Genomic DNA, 20,125 nt, shown 5'->3' on the forward strand with positions numbered 1-20,125 from the left:
ATAAGGGTTAATGTCCTTTATGCTTGTCTCTTCGTTTTTGCTGTTTGCGTTCAAATTTCTCTTGTTTGAGCAATTGCTTTTGGACACTAGATTGATGTTTTGAAATCTTTTTCCTTTCCTCATACTGCAACTGCAATAGTTCTTTCGACTTGGAAGAAACTTTTTGTTTTACTTGTTTCCTCACCATTCGCTGTAATCGTTTAGGATTCTTGATTTTTACATGTTGCTTAACTGTAGTTTCTGAACTAAAAGATAATTGAGTAAACTGAGTCTGTAAAATCTCTAGAATTTCATCATCTTTTGGCTCCTTACCAAATGTCACACGACAAACTTGATAAGTTTCTCGATACACTTGTTCGAACAAACCATGCCAAAATCCATCTTCAAAATAAACTGTCAATCCAATTGAAATTGTTTCCACGACAGCACCTCCTTAAATCTATCCCTAAGAATGGACAACCAAGGAGGAAGGTTACTGATAGGCTTGCCTACGTCTGGACTACCAACCAGAACTGTGTTTTTATCTTAGTTGGAACTATTATAGCATATTTATAATCTATTTTTATTTCTTCTTCAAATGCCTATCAAAAAAATGAATCGTAGCTAGCCAAGAATCCTTACTCTCTCTCATCAATAAACGCCAATCTTTTCGATAACGGTGATTTGGTTGATAAGCCACTGTCAACATGTGACCTGTTTCATGATATTTTTTAAATGTAATGTGGCGTCCTTTATAATCTGAGACAATATCATCAATTGCTGACGAAGCATCCCATATTTCATCAACAGTACTTCCGAGCAATAAGGTTGGTGAATGTATTTGACCAATATCTATCCTAGCAGAGCAATCTTTAGGGAAATTTTTTCTAAAAAGTTTACTGAACAGATAATCTCTAAATCGAAACTTTTGATAGGGAAGTTCTTTTTGCAAATGCGTCCAAGAGGAAGTATGAGAGTTCCACTTCCCTTTTATTCCTTCATACACCACATCAGAGGGGGAATTTAGTACCAAGCATTGAACGTCATTAAAAATGCTCTCCTCAGCTAAAACTAACTCTGCTCCCTTAGACCGTCCATAGATTCCAATTCTTTCACTATCTACTTGAGGGTGCTGACGTAGAAAATTCTTTGCCCCCACAAGACACTCCAAAGGAATACATTCCAAATGTTTTGGCAACCCCTCTAAACCAAAGTAGGCAATCGCTAGACAAATATAACCTCTAGAAGAGAGAAGCTGAGCTATATTCTGTGCCTTTTCAATCCTTCCTTCACTACCGCTCACAATAATCAATGCTGGTGTTTTCATTGCCTTTTTATCATAAAAGAGTCTCCCTTGAAAATGTTCCCCGTAAATATCTTGATGACTAATTTGCGAACTCATGTAATGTCTTGTGAAAGTTCTCTCTGCAATGACAGTATTTCCTTGCATAATTTTGATTCCCACAAAAAAATGATCTAATAAGGGAATTTTAGAAAGAAAGTTTGGAAGTTTCTTTCTCTTATTGGTCAAGGGCTTGGCATTAAAAAATAGTCCCATTTTTGAAATGCCTTCATAAGAGCCAGAACAGGATGGAGTTTGTGAGATATTAATAATACCATTCTTATCTGATACAAAAGTCGCTGTTGATTTCCATAAAACATCATGATCTAAAAACATGGGAGCATTGATACAATAATAATCAGATAGAAACATTTCGACTCGATATGTTTCTCTTGGTTTTAAGTCATTGATGACAATATTAAAAGATTCGTCTGCTAACTCAGACGTTGAGATAAGTTCAATTTGTATATTCATATCTTCCTCATTTTTGTTAATATAATTAACAATATGGTTTTAAAATTACCGTGATATTTACCACGGTAATTCTCGCCATACCTGTTCAATATCATCCATCAGTTTCATAACCATTTTAAGATCCTCCTCACTATAGTTTCTTAAAACTGAAAAAATAGCTTTTTCAATATGTTCTTGCTGCTCTTTATGGATGTTAAAAACTTCAACCCCTTTTTTAGATAAGCTCAGATATTTATTTTTTTCATTATCCTGTGCAAATTCAAAAGAAACGAGGTCTTTCTTGGTTAAACGCCTAACACTCTGAGTAACGGCACTCCTTGATACTTCAAGTAACTCAGATAATTTCACTAGATTCACAGGCTGATTCCGACCTATTAGGTCAATCAAATGGACTTCATTAATAGTGATTGATTTATCAATACTGTTCCTATGCTGAGCTTTTTTCAACTGTTCAAAAGCTAAAGCAAAGCTGTTAAAACGATTATTAAACTTATGCAGTTCTTTCTTATTCATGGTTTCCTTCTTTTTGTTAACAATATTAACAAAATATCAATTTCTTGTCAAGAAGAGTCAAAAATCCTCCAGAGTGGAGCTCTGAAGGATTCATTCTTATTTCACAACAATATTAACGAGTTTAGTTGGCTCAAACAGTTTGGGGAACTGTTTGAGGTTGCGAATGAGCAAATAAATTGGTTATTTTACAACAATGTTAACCAATTTATTTAGTACTGCAATCACTTTCACGATTTCCTTGCCGTCAATCTCTGCTTTGACTTTGTCGTCAGCCAGAGCGACTTCTTGCAATTCTTCGCGTGAAAGATCTTTAGCGACCATCAATTTCGCACGGACTTTACCTTTGATTTGGACAACGATTTCGATTTCGTCTTCAACCAATTTACTTTCATCCCATGTTGGCCAAGCTACATAAGAGATAGACTCACCTGTTGCTGCAACAGTTTGCCAGAGTTCTTCTGCCAAGTGAGGGGCAAATGGGGCAATCAATTGGATAAAGCCTTTGGCATAATCCACATAGAGCTTGTCTTCCTTGTTAGCCGCGTTGACAAAGACCATGAGTTGGGCAATAGCTGTGTTGAATTTCATCGACTCGATTTGCTCTGTAACAGCCTTAACGGTTTCGTTATAGACCTTATCAAGAGCACCATTGTTTTCCGCAACGATTTCTTTGGTTGTAATCAAACGGTATACACGGTCAAGGAATTTACGGCTTCCTTCCAGACCTTCTTCTGACCAAGCGATCGAAGCATCGAGTGGTCCCATGAACATTTCATAGACACGAAGGGTATCGGCACCGTATTGTTCCACTACATCGTCTGGGTTAACCACGTTCTTGAGGGATTTAGACATCTTGGCTGGTGCCTGCTCCAATTCTTCCCCTGTTTCCACATGGAAGAAGGAACCGTCACGTTTTTCAACCTTATCAGTTGCTACAAGAGCACCACGATGGTCACGGTAGCTTGTTCCCAAGATCATTCCTTGGTTAAAGAGTTTTTGGAATGGCTCCTTAGTTGGAACGACACCGATATCATAGAGGAATTTATGCCAGAAGCGAGCGTAGAGCAAGTGGAGCACAGCGTGTTCTGCACCACCCACGTAGATATCGACTGGCAACCATTGTTTGAGGAGGTCCTCATCTGCCAATTTCTCAGTGTTGTGTGGATCGATATAGCGGAGGTAGTACCAGCTTGAACCTGCCCATTGTGGCATGGTGTTGGTTTCACGACGACCTTTGACGCCATCTTCACGAGTCACTTCCAACCAGTCTGTCAAGTTAGCTAGTGGACTTTCCCCTGTACCTGAAGGGCGGATGTCCTTGGTTACAGGCAAGACAAGTGGCAATTCACTCTCTGGAACGGCTGTTGAAGTCCCATCTTCCCAATGGATGATTGGGATTGGTTCACCCCAGTAACGTTGACGGCTAAAGAGCCAGTCGCGGAGACGGTAAGTCACCTTCTCTTGACCACAGCCTTTTTCTTCCAACCAAGCGACAATTTTAGCAATCGCGTCTTCTTTGTTAAGCCCGTTCAAGAAGTCAGAGTTGACGTGAAGGCCATCTTCTGTGTAGGCAGCTTCTGCTACGTTTCCACCTTCCAGCACTTCTACGATTGGAAGGCCAAATTGTTTAGCAAATTCCCAGTCACGTTGGTCATGGGCTGGCACAGCCATAACAGCACCTGTTCCATAACTAGACAAAACGTAGTCGGCAATCCAGATTGGGATTTCTTTACCGTTAACAGGGTTGATAGCATAAGCTCCAGTCCAAACCCCTGTTTTTTCCTTGGCAAGGTCCGTACGAGCCAAGTCTGATTTAAGACTAGCTTGGTGTTTGTAGTCAGCCACAGCCTCAGCTTGTTCAGGGCTTGTAATGGCATCTACTAGTTCATGCTCAGGCGCCAAAACAGTGAAGGTCGCACCGAAAAGGGTATCCGGACGTGTCGTAAAGACTGTGAATTCCTTGTCAGTATCTTTCACTTTGAAGGTGACATTAGCACCCGTTGATTTACCGATCCAGTTGCGTTGCATGTCCTTGATAGACTCTGGCCAGTCAAGGTCATCCAAGTCATTAAGCAAGCGCTCTGCATAGGCCGTGATTTTAAGCATCCATTGGCGCATTGGTTTACGGACAACTGGATAACCTCCACGCTCAGAAGTTCCATCCGGAAGGACTTCTTCGTTGGCGATAGCTGTTCCGAGTTCCTCCACCCAGTTTACGGGTACTTCGGCTTCGTAGGCTAAGCCTTTTTCGTAAAGCTTGGTGAAGATCCATTGCGTCCACTTGTAGTAGTTTGGATCTGTTGTGTTGACTTCACGGTCCCAGTCGTAAGAGAAGCCAAGCGCGTTGATTTGACGTTTGAAGTTGGCAATATTTTCCGCTGTAAATTCTGCTGGGTCATTCCCTGTATCCATAGCGTATTGCTCTGCAGGCAAACCAAAGGCATCCCAACCCATTGGGTGAAGGACATTGTAACCTTGGGCACGTTTGAAACGGCTGAGAATATCTGTCGCTGTGTAACCTTCTGGGTGTCCTACGTGAAGACCCGCTCCAGATGGGTAAGGGAACATGTCAAGCGCATAAAACTTAGGCTTGGAAGCATCTGTTCCTGTCTTAAACGTGTGATGGTCAGCCCAGTATTTTTGCCACTTAGGCTCGATTTCTTTATGATTGTAAAAACTCATGCTGTCTCTCCAATTTTCGTGATGCTCCTATTATACCATTTTTAGGGGATTTTTAAAGGTTCTATCCACCAAAAAAGAGGCTGGGACAAAAGTCCTAGCCTCTCAATTGTCTTTGAAGTGTCGAACAAGGCGCAGTGGTTGAGTAGACTCTACTACGCTGATTTCATCAGCTTTTACAGCCCTACTCAACTGTGCGGAGTTGGGACGGCGAAATCGAATTCTAACGAATGACCGATTTCTGTCCCACTCTCTTCCCTGTTCAGTATACAATCGCTCTTAAAGCTCCTAGTCCTCTACGTGACTTTCTAGTTCTTTTTGAGCTTTCTTATTGGATTCTTCTTTTTCTTTCTTCCATTGTTCACGCGCTTCATCGTACTCCTTGGTTTTCAAGACTTTGTCTTGCAATTCCAAGTACTTGTAGTTGAAGGTTTGACCCTTGTGTCCTGTCCAAGCAAAGGCAGCTGTATATGGAACTGTCTTACGAACACCTGGAGAAGCTCCATCTGAATGAATTGGAATCAAGAGGGCACTATCAGTCAACCAAGCCTGAGCTTTAGCATATTTTTTATAGCGGTCATTGACATCTTTGGTTTCATTGTGCGCGTCTTCGATCAGTTGATCGTATTCATCAAAACCAGCTTCTTTAGCAGCTGCGTTATTCGTTCCCGCATCAAATCCAAAGTAGGAATTGGCATTTTCACCATTCTTAGAGTTTGTGATATCTAGGTAAGAAGATGGATCAGTATAGTCTGGTCCCCAACCTAAGTTGTTGTTCAAATCCCAGTCTTGTTGGGAAGCATTTTCAGCAAAGTAGGTCACTCGATTAAGATCGTCCTCAGATACCATGTTCAAGTCGATGACGACATTTTCTGCTCCTAGGGTAGATTCGATCGACTGTTTAAAGGATTGAGCTTGCTTGACTCCTTCTGTATAGGTTGATGAAACAGGGAGGTCCAGATGAATCGGGAACTCTACTCCTTGGGCCTGAAGGGCTTCTTTAGCCTTAGCAAACTCTTCCTTGGCCTTGGTTGGATTGTAAAGGGTATCTTTTCCATCTTCGACAGAAACACCTTTCCATTCATCACCATATTCTTCTAAGTTTTTCTCTACAGACTCACCGAAATCTTTGCCATCAATTTGAACAAAGTTTGGAGGAGTGAATGTGTTGCGGATGACCTTGTCTGCAGATGCTTCCCCATTGGCTTGCGCTACATAAGACTGGCGATTAAACGCAAACATAATGGCTTGACGGAAGTCTTTATTTAAGATTGCTTTCTTAGTTGAGCTCTTTTGGACATCCGTAGTTTTAGTCGTAATCTCATAAGCTTGACGGTCAATATTGAAGGACAAGTTATAAGTAGAGGATCCTTGATCACTGAAGACGATGTCATCTTTGTGTTTCTTCTCTACACTCTTATAGTTAGAACCATTTGGGAAGACACGAGCAATGGTATAGTCTCCGTTATCAAATCCACGGATCAAAGATTCTGAATCCTGTCCATCATAATAGGTCAGCTTAACCTTAGAAATTTTTACATTATCAGCATCCCAATAGGTTGGGTTCTTTTCAAGCGTCACAACAGATTTAGATGTGATGGCTTTGATCAAATAAGGGCCACAATAAAGAATACTAGAAGGGTTCGTGCCTTGACCGTAGCCATCTCCCTTAGAATCTAAGAATTCTTTATTGACTGGCATCAAAATGCCCATGGTGGTTTTTGAATTCCAGAAACTTTCTGGTTGGTTCAAGGTATATTGAACCGTATAGTCATCGACAGCTTTGATACCAACTGTTGAGAAGTCTTTGGTTTTCCCTGAGACATAATCATCCAGCCCTTTGATAGATTGTTGGACGAGATAGAGGGCCGAAGATTTCTTGTCCGCTGCGTGCTGAAGCCCCGTCACAAAGTCTTGGGCCTTAACTTCTCCGAATTCTTCCCCTTCAGCGGTCACCCATTTAACCCCTTTACGAAGTTTATAGGTATAAGTCAGACCATCTTTTGAAACAGTCCAATCCTTAGCAAGAGATGGGATTAAGTTGCCGTATTTATCAACTTCTAATAAGCCATCCACAGCATTTCCTGTAAATTCTGAGGTTGACTTCTTGTTAGAGAGTGAATAATCCAAAGTATCCGGATCTTGCGTATAGACATAACTAAAGACCTGGTTGTCTGAACTTGAAGATTTCCCTCCTTGTGAGCAGGCTACCAGTGCGCTTACAGACAAGAGCAGAGCGCCGGTGGCTAAGAGTAGCTTCCCTTTTTTCATATGGATCACCTCTGTATAAAATGTTATTCTTCATATTAAATTATAGCACTTTGTAGAAAAATGTAAACGCTTTTACTGCGAAATTATTCTCTTTCTTCTTTCTTTTTTCTTTTTTCACTTTCTTCTATTTCTAGATTTTTTCCGTTTTGATCCCTGGTCTGTATGATATAATGGAATCTATGAATTATGGGAGACATTTACACAAACGACTAAAACACAGCCTCTTGTCCCTTCTTATAGGAGTCTTGACATTAGGCCCTATCTCTACTGCCTTTGCGGACGACATCTACCAGCAAGAAGATGTCATGAAAATCGCAGCCGATGCTGGACTGGTATTGGACGATTTTTACAAGCCCAAGGCTGACATCGTCATCGACGCCAATACTGGAGCCATTCTATACGGGGACAATATCGACACGGTCCGGGACTCAGGAAGCATGGCCAAGCTCATGAGTGCTTACGTGGTTTTTCGAGCCCTCAAAGAAGGGAAGATCACGTACGATACCGTTGTCACTGCTACCGAAGCGGACCAAGCCATCTCAGAAAATAACCTTCTGAGCAATTCTCCGATCGTTGCTGGCGTCCAGTATAAAGTATCCGAATTGCTCAAGATGCTGTTTGTGCCATCTTCAAGTGCTGCTGTGATTATGCTAGCTAATCTTGTCACAGACAACGATCCCGATAAGTTTTTGGACCTAATGAATCAGTACGCGCAAGAAATGGGGATGACAAATACCAAATGGAATAACCCGAACGGGGCGATGATTTCCGTCTTACAGGGCTATTACAATCCACAGCACCACGATTTGAACGCTAATAATGAGATTACAGCGCGAGACATGTCTATCCTTGCCTATCACATTGTCAATGACTTGCCGGAAATGCTGGAATACACCAAACAGGCCCACACAACTATCATGCCAGGCACTCCGTATGAGCAAAGCTATGACAATTACAATACCTCGTTAGAAGGCGGGAAGTTTGAACTCAAGGGAACGGATGGTCTCAAGACTGGATCCAGCCCTACTGCTGACTACAACTACACCGCAACAACCAAACGGGGGAAACAGCGGATTATTGAAGTCATCCTAGGCGTTGGAAACTACGATGTCGAGATCGCCGAAAGCTACCGCAATCAAATCGGAAATACCTTAGCCGAAAAAATGTTTGCGGATTACCAATATAAAAAGATCCTCTCTGCAGGTCAACACACAATCGACGGAAAGACCGTAGACTTGAAGCAAGACTTCTATGCAACCGTTAAAAAAGGCACGAAGCCAGCAATTAAACTAGAAGGCAACCGCCTAGTCGTCCAAAACGGCTTGAAGCAGGTTTCTCCAAGTATTAAAGCAGGGATAGCCGTGAGTGAATCTAAAGCAACAAACTCTAGCAGTAAACCTAAGGGACTAGATATCATGTGGCTCTTCTGCTTCTTGCCAGCCGGAATCTTATACCTGATCTTTAAACAAACCGATCCAAAAAGAAGAAAATAGAACAAGAACTCCCATGCCTGTTGGCAATGGGAGTTCTTGTTTTGCGTTCTATATAAATAACCGATCTTTGTTTATCCTAAAGACTTGACATAAGCATCTACTGCTACAATGGCTTGAGCAATATCAGATGCTTGTACCTTGAATGGCATTTGATGGATGGTTTCTCCTTCAATGGTTGCTTGTTGGCCAACCTTGAGAAGATCTTCGTAGCTTGCATTTTCAAGATGCATTTCTTTTAGAGTGGTTGGCATACCGATTTGTTGATAGAAACGAATGTATTTGTTCAATTCTTCTTTTGGACGGTTTTCCAAGAATAATTGAACTAAAGTTCCATAAGCAACTTTTTCACCGTGAGTCAAATGGTGGATGTCTCCAGTGAGGGCCGTAAAGCCATTATGGATGGCATGAGCTGCAGCCAAGCCACCACTTTCAAACCCAATCCCACTGAGAAGGGTATTAGCTTCAATGATGTTTTCTAATGCAGGAGTTACAACTTTGGCTTCACAAGCAGCCATGGCTTGGAGACCATCAGCAAATAAGATTTCTTCACAACGTTGCGCAATCGCGACACCAGCTAAAGTTTGGTGTTTGCCTAGCATGGTTTTTCCGTTAGCTTGCATCACTGCACGCGCTTCAACCCAAGTCGCTAATCCATCTGCGATACCAGAAGCGAGCAAACGTTTTGGTGCTTGAGAGATGACTTTGCTATCCACCAAGACCAATTCTGGGTTTTTAGAATAGAAGATATAGCGAGCAAAGGCACCTTCATCCGTGTAGATAACTGACAAGGCTGAAACCGGAGCATCTGTAGAGGCAATGGTCGGAGCAATGACAACTGGTGATTTTAGAAGATCGGCAATGGCTTTTGCACTATCGATGGTCTTTCCTCCGCCAAGTCCGATGACTAAGTCACAGCCATTCTCTTCTGCCAGACTGACCACACGATTGATTTCATTATCAGAAGCTTCACCATTGAAGAATACTGGCAAGACTGTAAAGCCATACCGAAGGAGATACTTTTCAAAACGTTCCCCTACGATATCATAGACCACTGAATCACAGAGTAAAACGGGATGACTCCCCAGTTCTAAAATTGGTTTTGCATTTTCAAATAAAGCATTTTCCCCTTGAATGTAACGAGATGGACTTGCAAAATTTCTCATACACTCCTCCTTTATCAAATTGTATTCTTATGATGAACGGCTGACCAATCTGCCTCGAAGTCATCTACTGCTTTTGCAATAGAAGGCATTCCAAAAGCTGCTTCAAAGACATCTGCCCCTGCCGTAATTGCTTGTGTTCCTTCTTTAAATGCTCGATTAACTTGAGCCACATTTTTAAAGGAAGCTGCTAGAATTTTGCTTGATGAATGATCACGCTCTATGGCACTCGCTAACTGAGAAATAACCTGAGCTGAATCAATGTTTAAGTTTTCCATACGATTGTAATAAGGTGCTAAATAGTCGGCTCCTGCCTCAATCGCCAACAGCCCTTGAAAAACAGTATAGATTGCTGTTGCAGTAATTTTGTAACCCTCTGCTTTTAACACTTTAATTGCAGCAAGTCCTTCAGGTGTTACTGGGACTTTAATATAGGTGTTTTCATCGCATTGTTCGCGAATTTTAGCCGCATCTTTCAAAATTCCTTCATAATCTTTTGCGACAACTTGAACATGGATGGAAGGAGAGCCCCCAATGATTTCTCGCACCTTATGGATACGATCAAAAAAATCAATGTCCCCTTCTTTTTTAGCAATTGTTGGGTTCGAAGTTACCCCAGCAAGGGGTAACACTCGTGCCCATTTTTTTATCTCATCTAAATTTAAAGTATCAAGCATAAATTCCATATACATACCTCTTTACTATAGAGTATGCTCTGTCCGTCCAATAATATCATCTTGTGTAGCTCTTGATAGTACATTGAAGAAAGCTGAGTAGCCTGCAACACGTACAATTAAGTCACGGTGTTTTTCCGGATGTTTTTGAGCATCTAACAACGTTTCTCTAGAAACCACATTGTATTGAATATGGTATCCATGTAGACGATTAAAAAACGTACGGAGTAAAGCAATAAGTTTTAATTTATCTTCTTCTTTGGCTAAAGTTTGTGGGTTTACTTTTTGGTTCAGTAAAACACCACCAACAATTTCATCTGTTGGCAATTTAGAAACAGATTTTAGAACAGATGTTGGGCCATGTTGGTCCATATTGTGGGATGGAGAGCATCCTTCTGCTAGTGGAGTTCCAGCATTACGACCGTCCGGAGTAGCTAATGTTCCACGACCTTGTCCTACATTGGCTGAAATAGAGGACGTTCCTGAGTAACGGATACCACCGATTGGCCCACGTCCATAGCGAGTATTTGGATATTTAGCAATTTCATCCACATAAATATCGTATGCTTCTCGAACTAAGCTGTCTGCATAGTCATCATCGTTTCCATACTTCGGTGCATCATGAATAAGCATCTCTTGAATTTCTTTTCCACGTTCGCCCTCGTAATCGGTTTCCAGAGCATGCCATAGCTCTTGTGGCGTTAAGCGTCCTTCTTCGAATACCAGTTTCTTGATTGCTGCAAGTGAATCGGATAAGTTTGCAATACCCACTTGTAAACCAGAAATATAATCGTAGACAGCTCCACCTTCTTTTAGGTGTTTTCCACGTCCAATACAGTCATCTGTCAAAGCTGAACAGAGAATATCTGGCACTTCTCTTTCAAGAGATAGGTCGATCGAGTTTTCTACGATCACACTCATGCGGGTTAAGTGGCGCAAAGTCTTGTCCCAAGCAGTTTGCAATTCATCGAAGCTCTTCATGTCTTTAAAATGACCGAAGCTTGGTGCAAAGCGCTTGCCAGAAGCAGGATCGATTCCATCGTTCATCGTGATGAGCAAAACTTTAGGGAAGTTCATATAACTCATACCTGTACAGCGATAGCCCCATTTACCTGGAACAGCTGTTTCTACACAACCAATTGCACTGTAATCATAAGCATCTTCTTCAAGAACACCTTTTGAAATAAAGGATGGAATAATGATCTCATCATTATTGAAAGCAGGCATACCGAATCCGAGCTTCATAACTTCAATACATTCGTTCATGAAACGGGCATCCAAACCAGCATGGTAACGAACAGTTAAGTTTGGTTGAGGAAGGTGAGTTTGAGCAACAGACTTCAACACTAAATAAGACAATGGGTTAACGGCATCTTTCTTATCACGCGTTTGACCGCCAATCGTAACGTTTTGATAAAGTGGACTACCTGCAGATGAGAAGGTATGTGCTTGACTACGTACTTTGTTAATTGTAATAGTCTTAATCCAAAGGTTGGTCAAGCGTTCAACAATACTCTCTTCAGTTTCCCGTCCACTTTCCAAATCAGCTTTAACGTATGGATACATATATTGGTCAAAACGGCCATATGAAAGTGAGTGTCCATTTGATTCAATCTGAAGAATACATTGGATAAACCAAACAGACTGAACAGCCTCTGCAAATGTACTTGCAGGCTCGTATGGAACTTTCGAGCAAATCTCTGCAATTTCAAGCAATTCCTTCTTACGTTCAGGAGTTGCTGTTTCAGCAAGTTGTTTAGCAAGTTCCACAAATCGTTGAGCATAGGTCTTAACAGCATCAACTACGATAAAGATTGAATCGTAAAAATGGTACTTATCAATGCTAGCTGGATCCGTTAGATCTAGGGCTGCTTTAGCTTGGCGAGCTCTTTCTTCAAAACCTTTCAAGCCATATTGCAATAATTTTTGATAATTGACTGCTAAGTGGGCATCTCCTGAATTCATCTTCCCTTCCATACCGAAGAATCCTGTTTCCATATAGACAGATACTTCTTCAGGTAGAAGAGCTCCAGCTCTTGCACGTAAGTTATTATTTTCCCAGAACGGTGCGATACTACGGAGCTGCTCTTTCGTTTCTTCCGTAATATAGAAGACGTCACCATCCCGCTTTTCAAAAAGATCCAATTCCTTCAGAACGAACTCTAAAGTATATTCTGGGAAGATCGGAGCATCTTTATTAGAGGATGCTTGGTTTCCAGCAATCATGGATTCATCCTCAATATAGATTGTCATATTTTCAAGAATCTCTTTCAACATATAGGCACGTTTAAGAACATTTGGTTGTTCCTTATAACGATCATATGCCTTAGTTGCAAGAACGGCACGTTCAGCGTCGATATAAGGCTTCTTGTTTAAGACATCTTCACGATACTTATTCATGCGTTCAGTGAGGCTTCCAAAATATTCTGTTTTAATGCTTGTACTTGCTACTTCTACTTGTTTCATTTTTTCAAAACCTTTCTTTTGAAATTATTTTGTTTTCTTTCGTAACTATAGTAGCATTAAATTTTACGAATTTCAATGAATTATGGATAATACCTATAAATTCAATTCTAGTCGCACATCTGTGCATTCCTACTAAACGCACTATTTTTCAGCTTGTAATTCGTTGTTATAGGCAAGATTATCTTGGAATTTGAAAAATGGGAAATATACGACAGTCGAGGTTGCAAGAACTAGCACTTGAACGAAAGCACCTTGCCAACCTCCAACCATAAAGCCAGAAATAATGGCTGGTGTACTCCAAGGAAGGGTCACACCTGAGAATGGATGCATGAACCCAATAGCAATTGAAGTATAAACAATTATCGCTGCTAAAATTGGAACGATAATAAATGGAAGGAACATCACTGGGTTCATTACAATTGGGAAGCCAAATACGACGGGTTCATTAACATTGAAGATTGCAGGAAAAGCTGCAACTTTCCCAAGTGCCTTATATTGTTTTGACTTAGCAGCAAATAACATAGCAATAACTAAGCCAAAAGTTATACCTGATCCAGACAAAATAAGGAAACTATCTAAGAATTGTTGGGTGACAATGTGGGCACCATTTTCAACGGATAGCTTTCCAGCTGCCAACATTGATTTATTAGCATCCAGGTTAGAAAGTAGCAAGGCTGTTACTACCCCATTGACAACTGATTGTCCGTGCACACCAAACCACCACAAGAACGAAATAAAGAAGGCAATTCCAATCGCTCCGTAAAGGGATCCTGTTAGACCTTGTAGAGGAACCTGAATGACATCATAGATCATTTCAATGAAGGTACCGCCACTTGTCACTACTTTTGATACGATATAGACAATCATTGATAGTAAGAAAATCACGAAAGCAGGAATCATCGCTTCAAATTGTTTGGCAATGGCTTGAGGTACTTGTTCTGGCATTTTAATAACAATGTGTCTTTGGATAAACACAGTATAAATCGCACCAACTACCAGGCCAATAATAATAGCACCGATAATCCCTTGGCCACCAAACCATACTTTTGCAATGGCATCACCAATCGGTTCTCCCTTAGCTGGTACATAAGAAGATTTTAACAAGATAAAGAATGAAGATAGGGACAAAACTCCTGCTGGCAAAGGTTCTACACCACTGTTTTTTGCATATGAATAACCAATGGAGAAGCAAGAAATTAATCCCATGATGGCGAATGTTCCTGAATAAACCTGCATAAATGGCTCTGTCCATGTATCGCCAAATACACTAGCAATAGCCTGATTAAGACCTTCAAATGGTAATTGCCCAATAATCAGAAACAAACTACCAACTACCGTTAATGGAAGGATCGCTAACATCCCATCTTTAAGAGCAATAATTCCTTTCATGTTTACAAAACGCATGATTGGAGCGATAATTTTCTGAGAATTAAAATTAGACATGGGAAGCCTCCTTATTTTTCTCCTAGCAATTCTAGAGCTAGATTTAGTACTTTCTTACCATCCAACATCCCATAATCTGCCATAGGGATGACAGCAATAGGAATATGGTTTGCCTCACAAATCGCTTTTGATTTATCCAAAGTATAAGCTACTTGAGGGCCCAACAATGCAACATCGATTTCTGGGGCAAAATCTGCTAATTTCGCTTGAGAATAGGCATCGATCTCAGCATCAATCCCTAATTCCTTAGCCGCCACCTTCATATTATTTACTAACATTCCTGTTGAAAATCCTGCTGCACAAAACAATCCAATTTTCATCTTCTTTTCCTCCTTATTGTTTCGCTGAAAGTTCTTTACGTAAGTCAATCATTTCTTTAATCAAGTTAATCTCTGTGATTGAAGTCATTAAGTGATCTTGTGAGTGCACAAACAGAGCTGTAATATCTGTCTTTGTCCCACCTGCTTCCTGGGCTAAAAATTGTGTTTGCAGGTTATGCGCTTCTAGCAATGCTGCATCTGCTTTTGCAATTTCATCTTCAGAAGATGTAAAATCGCCCTCCTTAGCATATGATAAAGCTTGGTAAATATGCTGTTTAGCATCACCCGCATTTAAAATCAATCCCATAATAATTTGGTCTGCAACAATTATTTCCATGTGCACTACACTCCTTTGTTAATCTACTGAAAGCGCTTTTTCTATTGTCAATATACCATTTATATTTTTGCCGGTCAATAAAAATCGCAACATTTGATTGTTGTTTTTGATTTTTGCACATTTGTGCTTTTTGACTCAAAAAAATAAGGACCGCATTCCTGCTGTCCTATTTTTTAGTAAATTGCTGATCACCATCTAATTCTAAAACTTTTAAGATCGTCGCTTCATCTGTGACTAAATGATTGATATAGTTGGCTTTCAAAACCGATAAAATAGCTTTTGCTTTCTGATCACCGTAGGCTAAAGAGATGGTGTTTGGTACCTTTCTCAATTCCTCCAATGTGATAGATATTGTTCTTTCCTGTAATTCAGGATAAACGGGGACACCTTCTTGATCAAAGAAACGACAGCATACTTCTCCTTCAGCATGTTCTGACTCCAATTTCTTAAAATCATTCGATGTCAGCATATCAAACCACTGAGGATTCTTGCTATCTGCATGGCCACCAATCCCCACAGCCGCAACATCCAAACAACGCCAACTAGCTTTCAAATCCTCAAAATACTTAGAAGATAAGATGCCTTCCGTCACCTCAGAATTTTCTTGAATGACACTCGCGTTTATAAAATGACATTCCCCATGAAATTTACTCGCCATACTGTAGATCAGCGTATTGACATGGTAGCGAGCATGAATATGACTGGGACCTCCAGCTAGGGGATAAAACTGAACACCATCCAAGCGTTTCGTTCCAACTTGTTCTACCATTAATCTGAGAGACTTGCCCCATGAAAATCCGACTGTCATTCCATCTTCAATCAAATTACGAAGCATGACCGCACTTGCTTGCGCCAGTCGCTTTTCAAGGCTTTCTCGAGGTTCATCAACTAGATTTGGTATAATCTCGATAGCTTTTAAGCCATATTTTTGTTTGATATAATTTTCTAAATGGAAGAGGCGAGTATCAAAGTTTTCGATTTCAATTTTTACAACTCCCTCTTTTTTAGCCTCTGCTAGCATTCTGCTGACAGTTGTACGGTAGATTCCAGTTTCTGCTGCGATTTGCGATTGACTTTTGTCTTCAACATAGTATAGATAGGCTAATTTAGCAAGTAACTTTTTCCGTTCATCTTTCAATTGGCTTCTCCTTCTTATACTAAAGTTAAAATCGTTTGCGAATCCTCAAGTTTTTCTTTCGCTTCTTGAGATATATTCTTATCTGTTATGACTCTCGAAACTTGTGAAAGTGCAAACCGTCTGACAGTTCCACATTTCCCAAATTTACTTGAATCTGTTAAGACAATCACTTCTTTAGAAACATCGGACATAGCTTGAACAACTTCACTTCTCATCATATCTTTCCCAGTAAAGCCAAGTTCGTCATCATATCCGTCTACCCCTACAAAAGCAAAGGGGACTCTAAACGAGCGGATCAATTCTTTCAAAAGCGGACCTACAGTCACTCTCGATTCTTTTTGAAATTCACCACCAAGTAGGATGATTTTACAGGAATCATATTCCTGAATATAATCTGCAATAAAATAAGAATTTGTCACAATCTTGACATTCTTTTTTGTTTGGCAAATTTCTTCCGCTAGCAAGGCACAAGTAGAGCCCGATTCAATCAAAACCGTGTCGTTATCCTTAATTAATTTAGCAGCTTCCCTGGCTATTCTTTTCTTGGTATCATATTGAAAGGACAATCGAACATTGATATCATCTCCACTATTTAAAACAGCATAGCCGTGTTCTCTATGCAATAATCCTTTGGATTCTAGCTTGTCCAAATCCTTTCGAATGGTCACTTTAGAGACTTGTAATTTCTCAGACAAGCTATTAACATCAATCTTTTCAAATTCCGATACTAATTTCAATATTTCATCTAAACGTTGCATTGTTTTTACCTCTTCTCTATTTTAGCAAATTTTCGAGTGAATTCAAAACAAAATAAACTTTCGTTCGTAATTGAATTAGTTTCTTAAATAATGTATAATGGACTTACTAGATTGATAGGAGAGCAAAAATATGGAACAAAATCGTGGCATAATCTTTAATATCCAACACTTTAGTATCCATGATGGCCCTGGAATCCGAACTACTGTATTTCTAAAAGGATGTCCCCTACGTTGTCCATGGTGCTCCAATCCTGAATCCCAGCGTGCAAATCCTGAAAAAATGTTGGATGCTGTTACTAAAAAGGAAACCATCACAGGAGAAGAAAAAACAGTTACAGAAATCATAGATGATGTCTTAAAAGACGTTGACTTCTACGAAGAATCTGGTGGTGGCCTTACCCTGTCTGGTGGAGAAATCTTCGCTCAATTTGAATTTGCCAAAGCAATCTTAAAAGCTGCGAAAGAAGTTGGACTTCATACTGCAATCGAAACGACAGCTTTTGTTGAACATGAGAAATTTGTCGATCTCATTCAGTATGTTGATTTTATTTATACAGACCTTAAACATTACAATACACTTAAACATAAGAAGGTTGTCGGAGTCAACAATCATCTGATTATTAAAAATATTCATTATGCCTTTGCTCAAAACAAAACAATCGTTTTACGTATTCCAGTCATTCCTAATTTCAATGACTCTTTAACTGATGCTGAAGAATTTGCTTCCCTTTTTAATTCTCTCAACATCGATGAAGTACAACTGCTCCCATTTCACCAGTTTGGAGAAAACAAATACAAGCTTTTAGGACGTCGCTATGAAATGGAAGGAATAAAAGCCCTGCATCCAGAAGATTTATATGACTACCAGCAAGTTTTTTTAGATCATGACATTCACTGTTATTTCTAATCCACTCAAAAATCCCCAAAGCTAGTTTCAATTTACTGAAACTTGGCTTTGGGGATTTCTTATTCTTTCACGAGCATCGAGAAAAAGAGAGATTGCCTGGTGAGCATGGCCCACATGGTCAATATCCTATTTTCTTCTCGCTTTTTTTACGGGCTTAGTATCTTAATTTACCAAATAATCACACGGTCTTCTGGTGCGCGCCACATGCCGTCGCCTTCTTTGACATCAAAGGTTTCAAAGAATTCGTCAAAGTTTGGTAATTGGACATTGGTGCGGAGTTTTCCTGGTGCGTGGACATCGACACTTGCGAGGAGTTGCATGTACTCTGTTCGGGCTTTCATGCGCCAGATGCGAGCAAAGTTGGTGAAGAATTCTTCTGCTGAGAAATCTTCCTCTTTCTTAGCGGCTTCAAGAGCTGCAGCGATACCACCGAGGTCTGCTACGTTTTCAGAAACGGTCAATTTCCCGTTGATCTTGGCACCGTATGAGTCTTGTCCTTCAAACTGATCGATGACTTTTTGAGTACGAGCGGTAAAGGCTTCGTAATCTTCTGGCTTCCACCAGTCTTTCAAGCTACCGTGCTCGTCAAAGGAGGCCCCATTGGTGTCAAAGGCGTGGGAGATTTCATGGGCAATGACCGCACCGATTCCGCCGTAGTTGGCTGATGATGATTGGTGAAGGTCATAGAAAGGTGCTTGTAAAATCGCTGCTGGGAAGACGATTTGGTTTTGTTGCGGATCATAGTAAGCATTGACCATATTAGCTGGCATGTGCCATTCGCTCCGATCGACTGGTTGGTTCCACTTGCTCCAAGTATGGGCAATGGAAATTTCATAGAGAGCTTGAGCATTTTCCACCAAGGTCTTGCTCTCGTCGATAATCTTTTTGGCGTATGTTTCTGGTAATTTTTCAGGGTAGCCAATATGCGGTGTAATGACATTGAGTTTGACAATGGCTTTTTCACGAGTTTCAGGAGCGAGCCAGTCTGCTTTTTCTAAGCGCTCCTTGTAGACGTCAATCATGGTCGCTACTTTATGCTCTACGTCTGCTTTTGCTTCTGGTGAGAATTTTTCGCCCGCATACCAAAGGCCAAGTGCTTGGCTATAAGGTCCTTCTGCCAAAGCCAAAGCGGCTTTTTCTTTCGGACGAGCTTCTGGAATCCCCGTGATGATCCGTCCATATTCACCAGACAGGACACGGATTTCTTCGGTCAAGAAAGATGTCCAATCTAAGGCTGCACCGAGTTTCAATTTGGCATGAATGGTTTCCCAGTTGGCTGCCGAGTAGTATTTTGGAGCGAATTCCTTCCAGAAACGCTCTTCCGGCACGATGATTTTATCTGGTGTTTGTCCGATCACTTCTGCAAAGAAGGCATCGAGTGGCAATTCTGGAACCAAGGCCTTGAAATCTGCCCACTCATAAGGATGGTAGAGTTTGTTGTACTCTGATCTTTCTTCATTTGACAAGACATATTTGGCTAATTCTGCGTCCGCTGCAATGACCTTATCCAGGATATCCTTGATTTCTTCCTCTGAGAATTCAAATTTAGGTAAGAGTTTTTCCATCATTTGGCGCCAGATAGCCAGCAATTCTGGACCCTTTTCGTTGCCTTCTTCATAGTAGGTCGTATCTGGCAAGATGAGAGCAAGAGACTCTCCCCACAAGACATTCATTTGAGCATTCATAAAGTCTGGTGATACGCTAAATGGCAAGAGATTTGGTTTGCCAGCTAGTTCATAGATGCCTAACTTGCTGGTATAGTCTTCAAAAGAAGACAGAGCCTTAATTTCATTGATCAAGGGCATGACTGGTGCTACACCAGCTACTTCTCGCGCATCAAAATCTGCCACCATTTTGTGGTATTTGACAAAGTTTTGGAGAATGCTGTCTTCGGGCAGCTCTTCTCCCCGTTGCCATTTTCCGGTAATATCCAACATCAAGTTTTCGATATCTTGGATCAAGTCCATAAAACCACCAGTTGACGGTTTGTCATCAGGAATAACAGCTGTCTCAGCCCATTCCCCATTGACGTAATCATAAAAATCATCTTGTAAACGTACCATGATCTTCTCACTTTCATTCTTTTCTATTAACCTTATCAAAAATAGGTCTATTTTTCAATGATTACAAAAGATTTAATCTAAATTATTTTAAAAATTAACTTGACTTAA

The 20,125-nt window shown here is 40.6% G+C and carries 16 protein-coding genes; 2 read left to right on the forward strand and 14 right to left on the reverse strand.

Annotated features, from left to right (window positions below; all coding sequences use genetic code 11):
• Positions 1-7: 7 nt before the first annotated feature.
• The 5 genes from AC3E8G_RS04255 to AC3E8G_RS04275 all read right to left on the reverse strand — a co-directional run bounded on the left by AC3E8G_RS04255 (position 8) and on the right by AC3E8G_RS04275 (position 7,258).
• A complete protein-coding gene (locus AC3E8G_RS04255; protein ID WP_313964740.1) occupies positions 8-421 on the reverse strand; it encodes a YjdF family protein in 414 nt (137 codons plus the stop codon).
• Positions 422-562: 141 nt separating this feature from the next.
• A complete protein-coding gene (locus AC3E8G_RS04260) occupies positions 563-1,795 on the reverse strand; it encodes an acyl-CoA thioesterase/BAAT N-terminal domain-containing protein (RefSeq protein WP_313964739.1) in 1,233 nt (410 codons plus the stop codon).
• A 57-nt stretch (positions 1,796-1,852) separates the two neighbouring features.
• On the reverse strand, positions 1,853-2,308 hold the full coding sequence (locus tag AC3E8G_RS04265; protein WP_313964738.1) for a MarR family winged helix-turn-helix transcriptional regulator: 456 nt from the start codon (positions 2,306-2,308) through the stop codon (positions 1,853-1,855).
• A gap of 180 nt (positions 2,309-2,488) precedes the next feature.
• Positions 2,489-4,990 carry a leucine--tRNA ligase gene (gene leuS / locus AC3E8G_RS04270; protein ID WP_490677107.1) on the reverse strand — a complete coding sequence of 834 codons (2,502 nt, stop codon included), beginning with the start codon at positions 4,988-4,990 and terminating at the stop codon, positions 2,489-2,491.
• Positions 4,991-5,275: 285 nt separating this feature from the next.
• Positions 5,276-7,258, reverse strand: coding sequence for a peptide ABC transporter substrate-binding protein (locus tag AC3E8G_RS04275; protein ID WP_313964736.1), 1,983 nt, complete (start codon positions 7,256-7,258; stop codon positions 5,276-5,278).
• 170 nt (positions 7,259-7,428) lie between these two features.
• Between AC3E8G_RS04275 and AC3E8G_RS04280 the strand changes: the two genes are divergently transcribed.
• The gene (locus tag AC3E8G_RS04280) at positions 7,429-8,751 is read left to right on the forward strand and encodes a DUF1958 domain-containing protein (protein WP_313964735.1); all 1,323 of its coding nucleotides are present in this window, start codon (positions 7,429-7,431) and stop codon (positions 8,749-8,751) included.
• A 71-nt stretch (positions 8,752-8,822) separates the two neighbouring features.
• Here the strand turns inward: AC3E8G_RS04280 and AC3E8G_RS04285 are convergent, their stop codons facing one another.
• The 8 genes from AC3E8G_RS04285 to AC3E8G_RS04320 all read right to left on the reverse strand — a co-directional run bounded on the left by AC3E8G_RS04285 (position 8,823) and on the right by AC3E8G_RS04320 (position 17,047).
• Positions 8,823-9,914 (reverse strand): glycerol dehydrogenase, encoded by a 1,092-nt coding sequence (locus AC3E8G_RS04285; protein ID WP_048788743.1) that lies wholly within the window; start codon positions 9,912-9,914, stop codon positions 8,823-8,825.
• Positions 9,915-9,928: 14 nt separating this feature from the next.
• On the reverse strand, positions 9,929-10,597 hold the full coding sequence (locus tag AC3E8G_RS04290; RefSeq protein ID WP_048717592.1) for a fructose-6-phosphate aldolase: 669 nt from the start codon (positions 10,595-10,597) through the stop codon (positions 9,929-9,931).
• A 15-nt stretch (positions 10,598-10,612) separates the two neighbouring features.
• Positions 10,613-13,051 (reverse strand): glycyl radical protein, encoded by a 2,439-nt coding sequence (locus AC3E8G_RS04295; protein ID WP_023027619.1) that lies wholly within the window; start codon positions 13,049-13,051, stop codon positions 10,613-10,615.
• A gap of 141 nt (positions 13,052-13,192) precedes the next feature.
• Positions 13,193-14,494, reverse strand: coding sequence for a PTS sugar transporter subunit IIC (locus AC3E8G_RS04300; protein ID WP_048691625.1), 1,302 nt, complete (start codon positions 14,492-14,494; stop codon positions 13,193-13,195).
• Between the two features lie 11 nt (positions 14,495-14,505).
• Positions 14,506-14,814: a PTS sugar transporter subunit IIB gene (locus tag AC3E8G_RS04305; protein WP_013904534.1), complete on the reverse strand. Its 309-nt coding sequence runs from the start codon at positions 14,812-14,814 to the stop codon at positions 14,506-14,508.
• Positions 14,815-14,827: 13 nt separating this feature from the next.
• A complete protein-coding gene (locus AC3E8G_RS04310; RefSeq protein WP_368403021.1) occupies positions 14,828-15,151 on the reverse strand; it encodes a PTS lactose/cellobiose transporter subunit IIA in 324 nt (107 codons plus the stop codon).
• 166 nt (positions 15,152-15,317) lie between these two features.
• Positions 15,318-16,289 carry a sugar-binding transcriptional regulator gene (locus AC3E8G_RS04315; RefSeq protein ID WP_490677108.1) on the reverse strand — a complete coding sequence of 324 codons (972 nt, stop codon included), beginning with the start codon at positions 16,287-16,289 and terminating at the stop codon, positions 15,318-15,320.
• 14 nt (positions 16,290-16,303) lie between these two features.
• Positions 16,304-17,047, reverse strand: a complete 744-nt coding sequence (locus tag AC3E8G_RS04320; protein ID WP_048717589.1) for a DeoR/GlpR family DNA-binding transcription regulator — start codon at positions 17,045-17,047, stop codon at positions 16,304-16,306.
• A gap of 130 nt (positions 17,048-17,177) precedes the next feature.
• Between AC3E8G_RS04320 and AC3E8G_RS04325 the strand changes: the two genes are divergently transcribed.
• A complete protein-coding gene (locus tag AC3E8G_RS04325; RefSeq protein WP_048691616.1) occupies positions 17,178-17,954 on the forward strand; it encodes a glycyl-radical enzyme activating protein in 777 nt (258 codons plus the stop codon).
• A gap of 167 nt (positions 17,955-18,121) precedes the next feature.
• On the opposite strand, the gene AC3E8G_RS04330 is transcribed toward AC3E8G_RS04325, so the two are convergent.
• The gene (locus AC3E8G_RS04330; RefSeq protein ID WP_313964731.1) at positions 18,122-20,017 is read right to left on the reverse strand and encodes a M13 family metallopeptidase; all 1,896 of its coding nucleotides are present in this window, start codon (positions 20,015-20,017) and stop codon (positions 18,122-18,124) included.
• Positions 20,018-20,125 lie beyond the last annotated feature (108 nt).

The organism is Streptococcus sp. SCPM-O-B-15294 (M123) (assembly GCF_058200455.1).

Bases quoted from the DNA above. Each gene is read 5' to 3' on its own strand.
- AC3E8G_RS04285 (WP_048788743.1), bottom strand. From the start codon at position 9,914: ATGAGAAATTTTGCAAGTCCATCTCGTTACATTCAAGGGGAAAATGCT.
- AC3E8G_RS04310 (WP_368403021.1), bottom strand. From the start codon at position 15,151: ATGGAAATAATTGTTGCAGACCAAATTATTATGGGATTGATTTTAAAT.
- AC3E8G_RS04295 (WP_023027619.1), bottom strand. From the start codon at position 13,051: ATGAAACAAGTAGAAGTAGCAAGTACAAGCATTAAAACAGAATATTTT.
- AC3E8G_RS04325 (WP_048691616.1), top strand. From the start codon at position 17,178: ATGGAACAAAATCGTGGCATAATCTTTAATATCCAACACTTTAGTATC.
- AC3E8G_RS04305 (WP_013904534.1), bottom strand. From the start codon at position 14,814: ATGAAAATTGGATTGTTTTGTGCAGCAGGATTTTCAACAGGAATGTTA.
- AC3E8G_RS04280 (WP_313964735.1), top strand. From the start codon at position 7,429: ATGGAATCTATGAATTATGGGAGACATTTACACAAACGACTAAAACAC.
- AC3E8G_RS04320 (WP_048717589.1), bottom strand. From the start codon at position 17,047: ATGCAACGTTTAGATGAAATATTGAAATTAGTATCGGAATTTGAAAAG.
- AC3E8G_RS04300 (WP_048691625.1), bottom strand. From the start codon at position 14,494: ATGTCTAATTTTAATTCTCAGAAAATTATCGCTCCAATCATGCGTTTT.
- AC3E8G_RS04275 (WP_313964736.1), bottom strand. From the start codon at position 7,258: ATGAAAAAAGGGAAGCTACTCTTAGCCACCGGCGCTCTGCTCTTGTCT.
- AC3E8G_RS04265 (WP_313964738.1), bottom strand. From the start codon at position 2,308: ATGAATAAGAAAGAACTGCATAAGTTTAATAATCGTTTTAACAGCTTT.
- AC3E8G_RS04330 (WP_313964731.1), bottom strand. From the start codon at position 20,017: ATGGTACGTTTACAAGATGATTTTTATGATTACGTCAATGGGGAATGG.
- leuS (WP_490677107.1), bottom strand. From the start codon at position 4,990: ATGAGTTTTTACAATCATAAAGAAATCGAGCCTAAGTGGCAAAAATAC.
- AC3E8G_RS04290 (WP_048717592.1), bottom strand. From the start codon at position 10,597: ATGGAATTTATGCTTGATACTTTAAATTTAGATGAGATAAAAAAATGG.
- AC3E8G_RS04260 (WP_313964739.1), bottom strand. From the start codon at position 1,795: ATGAATATACAAATTGAACTTATCTCAACGTCTGAGTTAGCAGACGAA.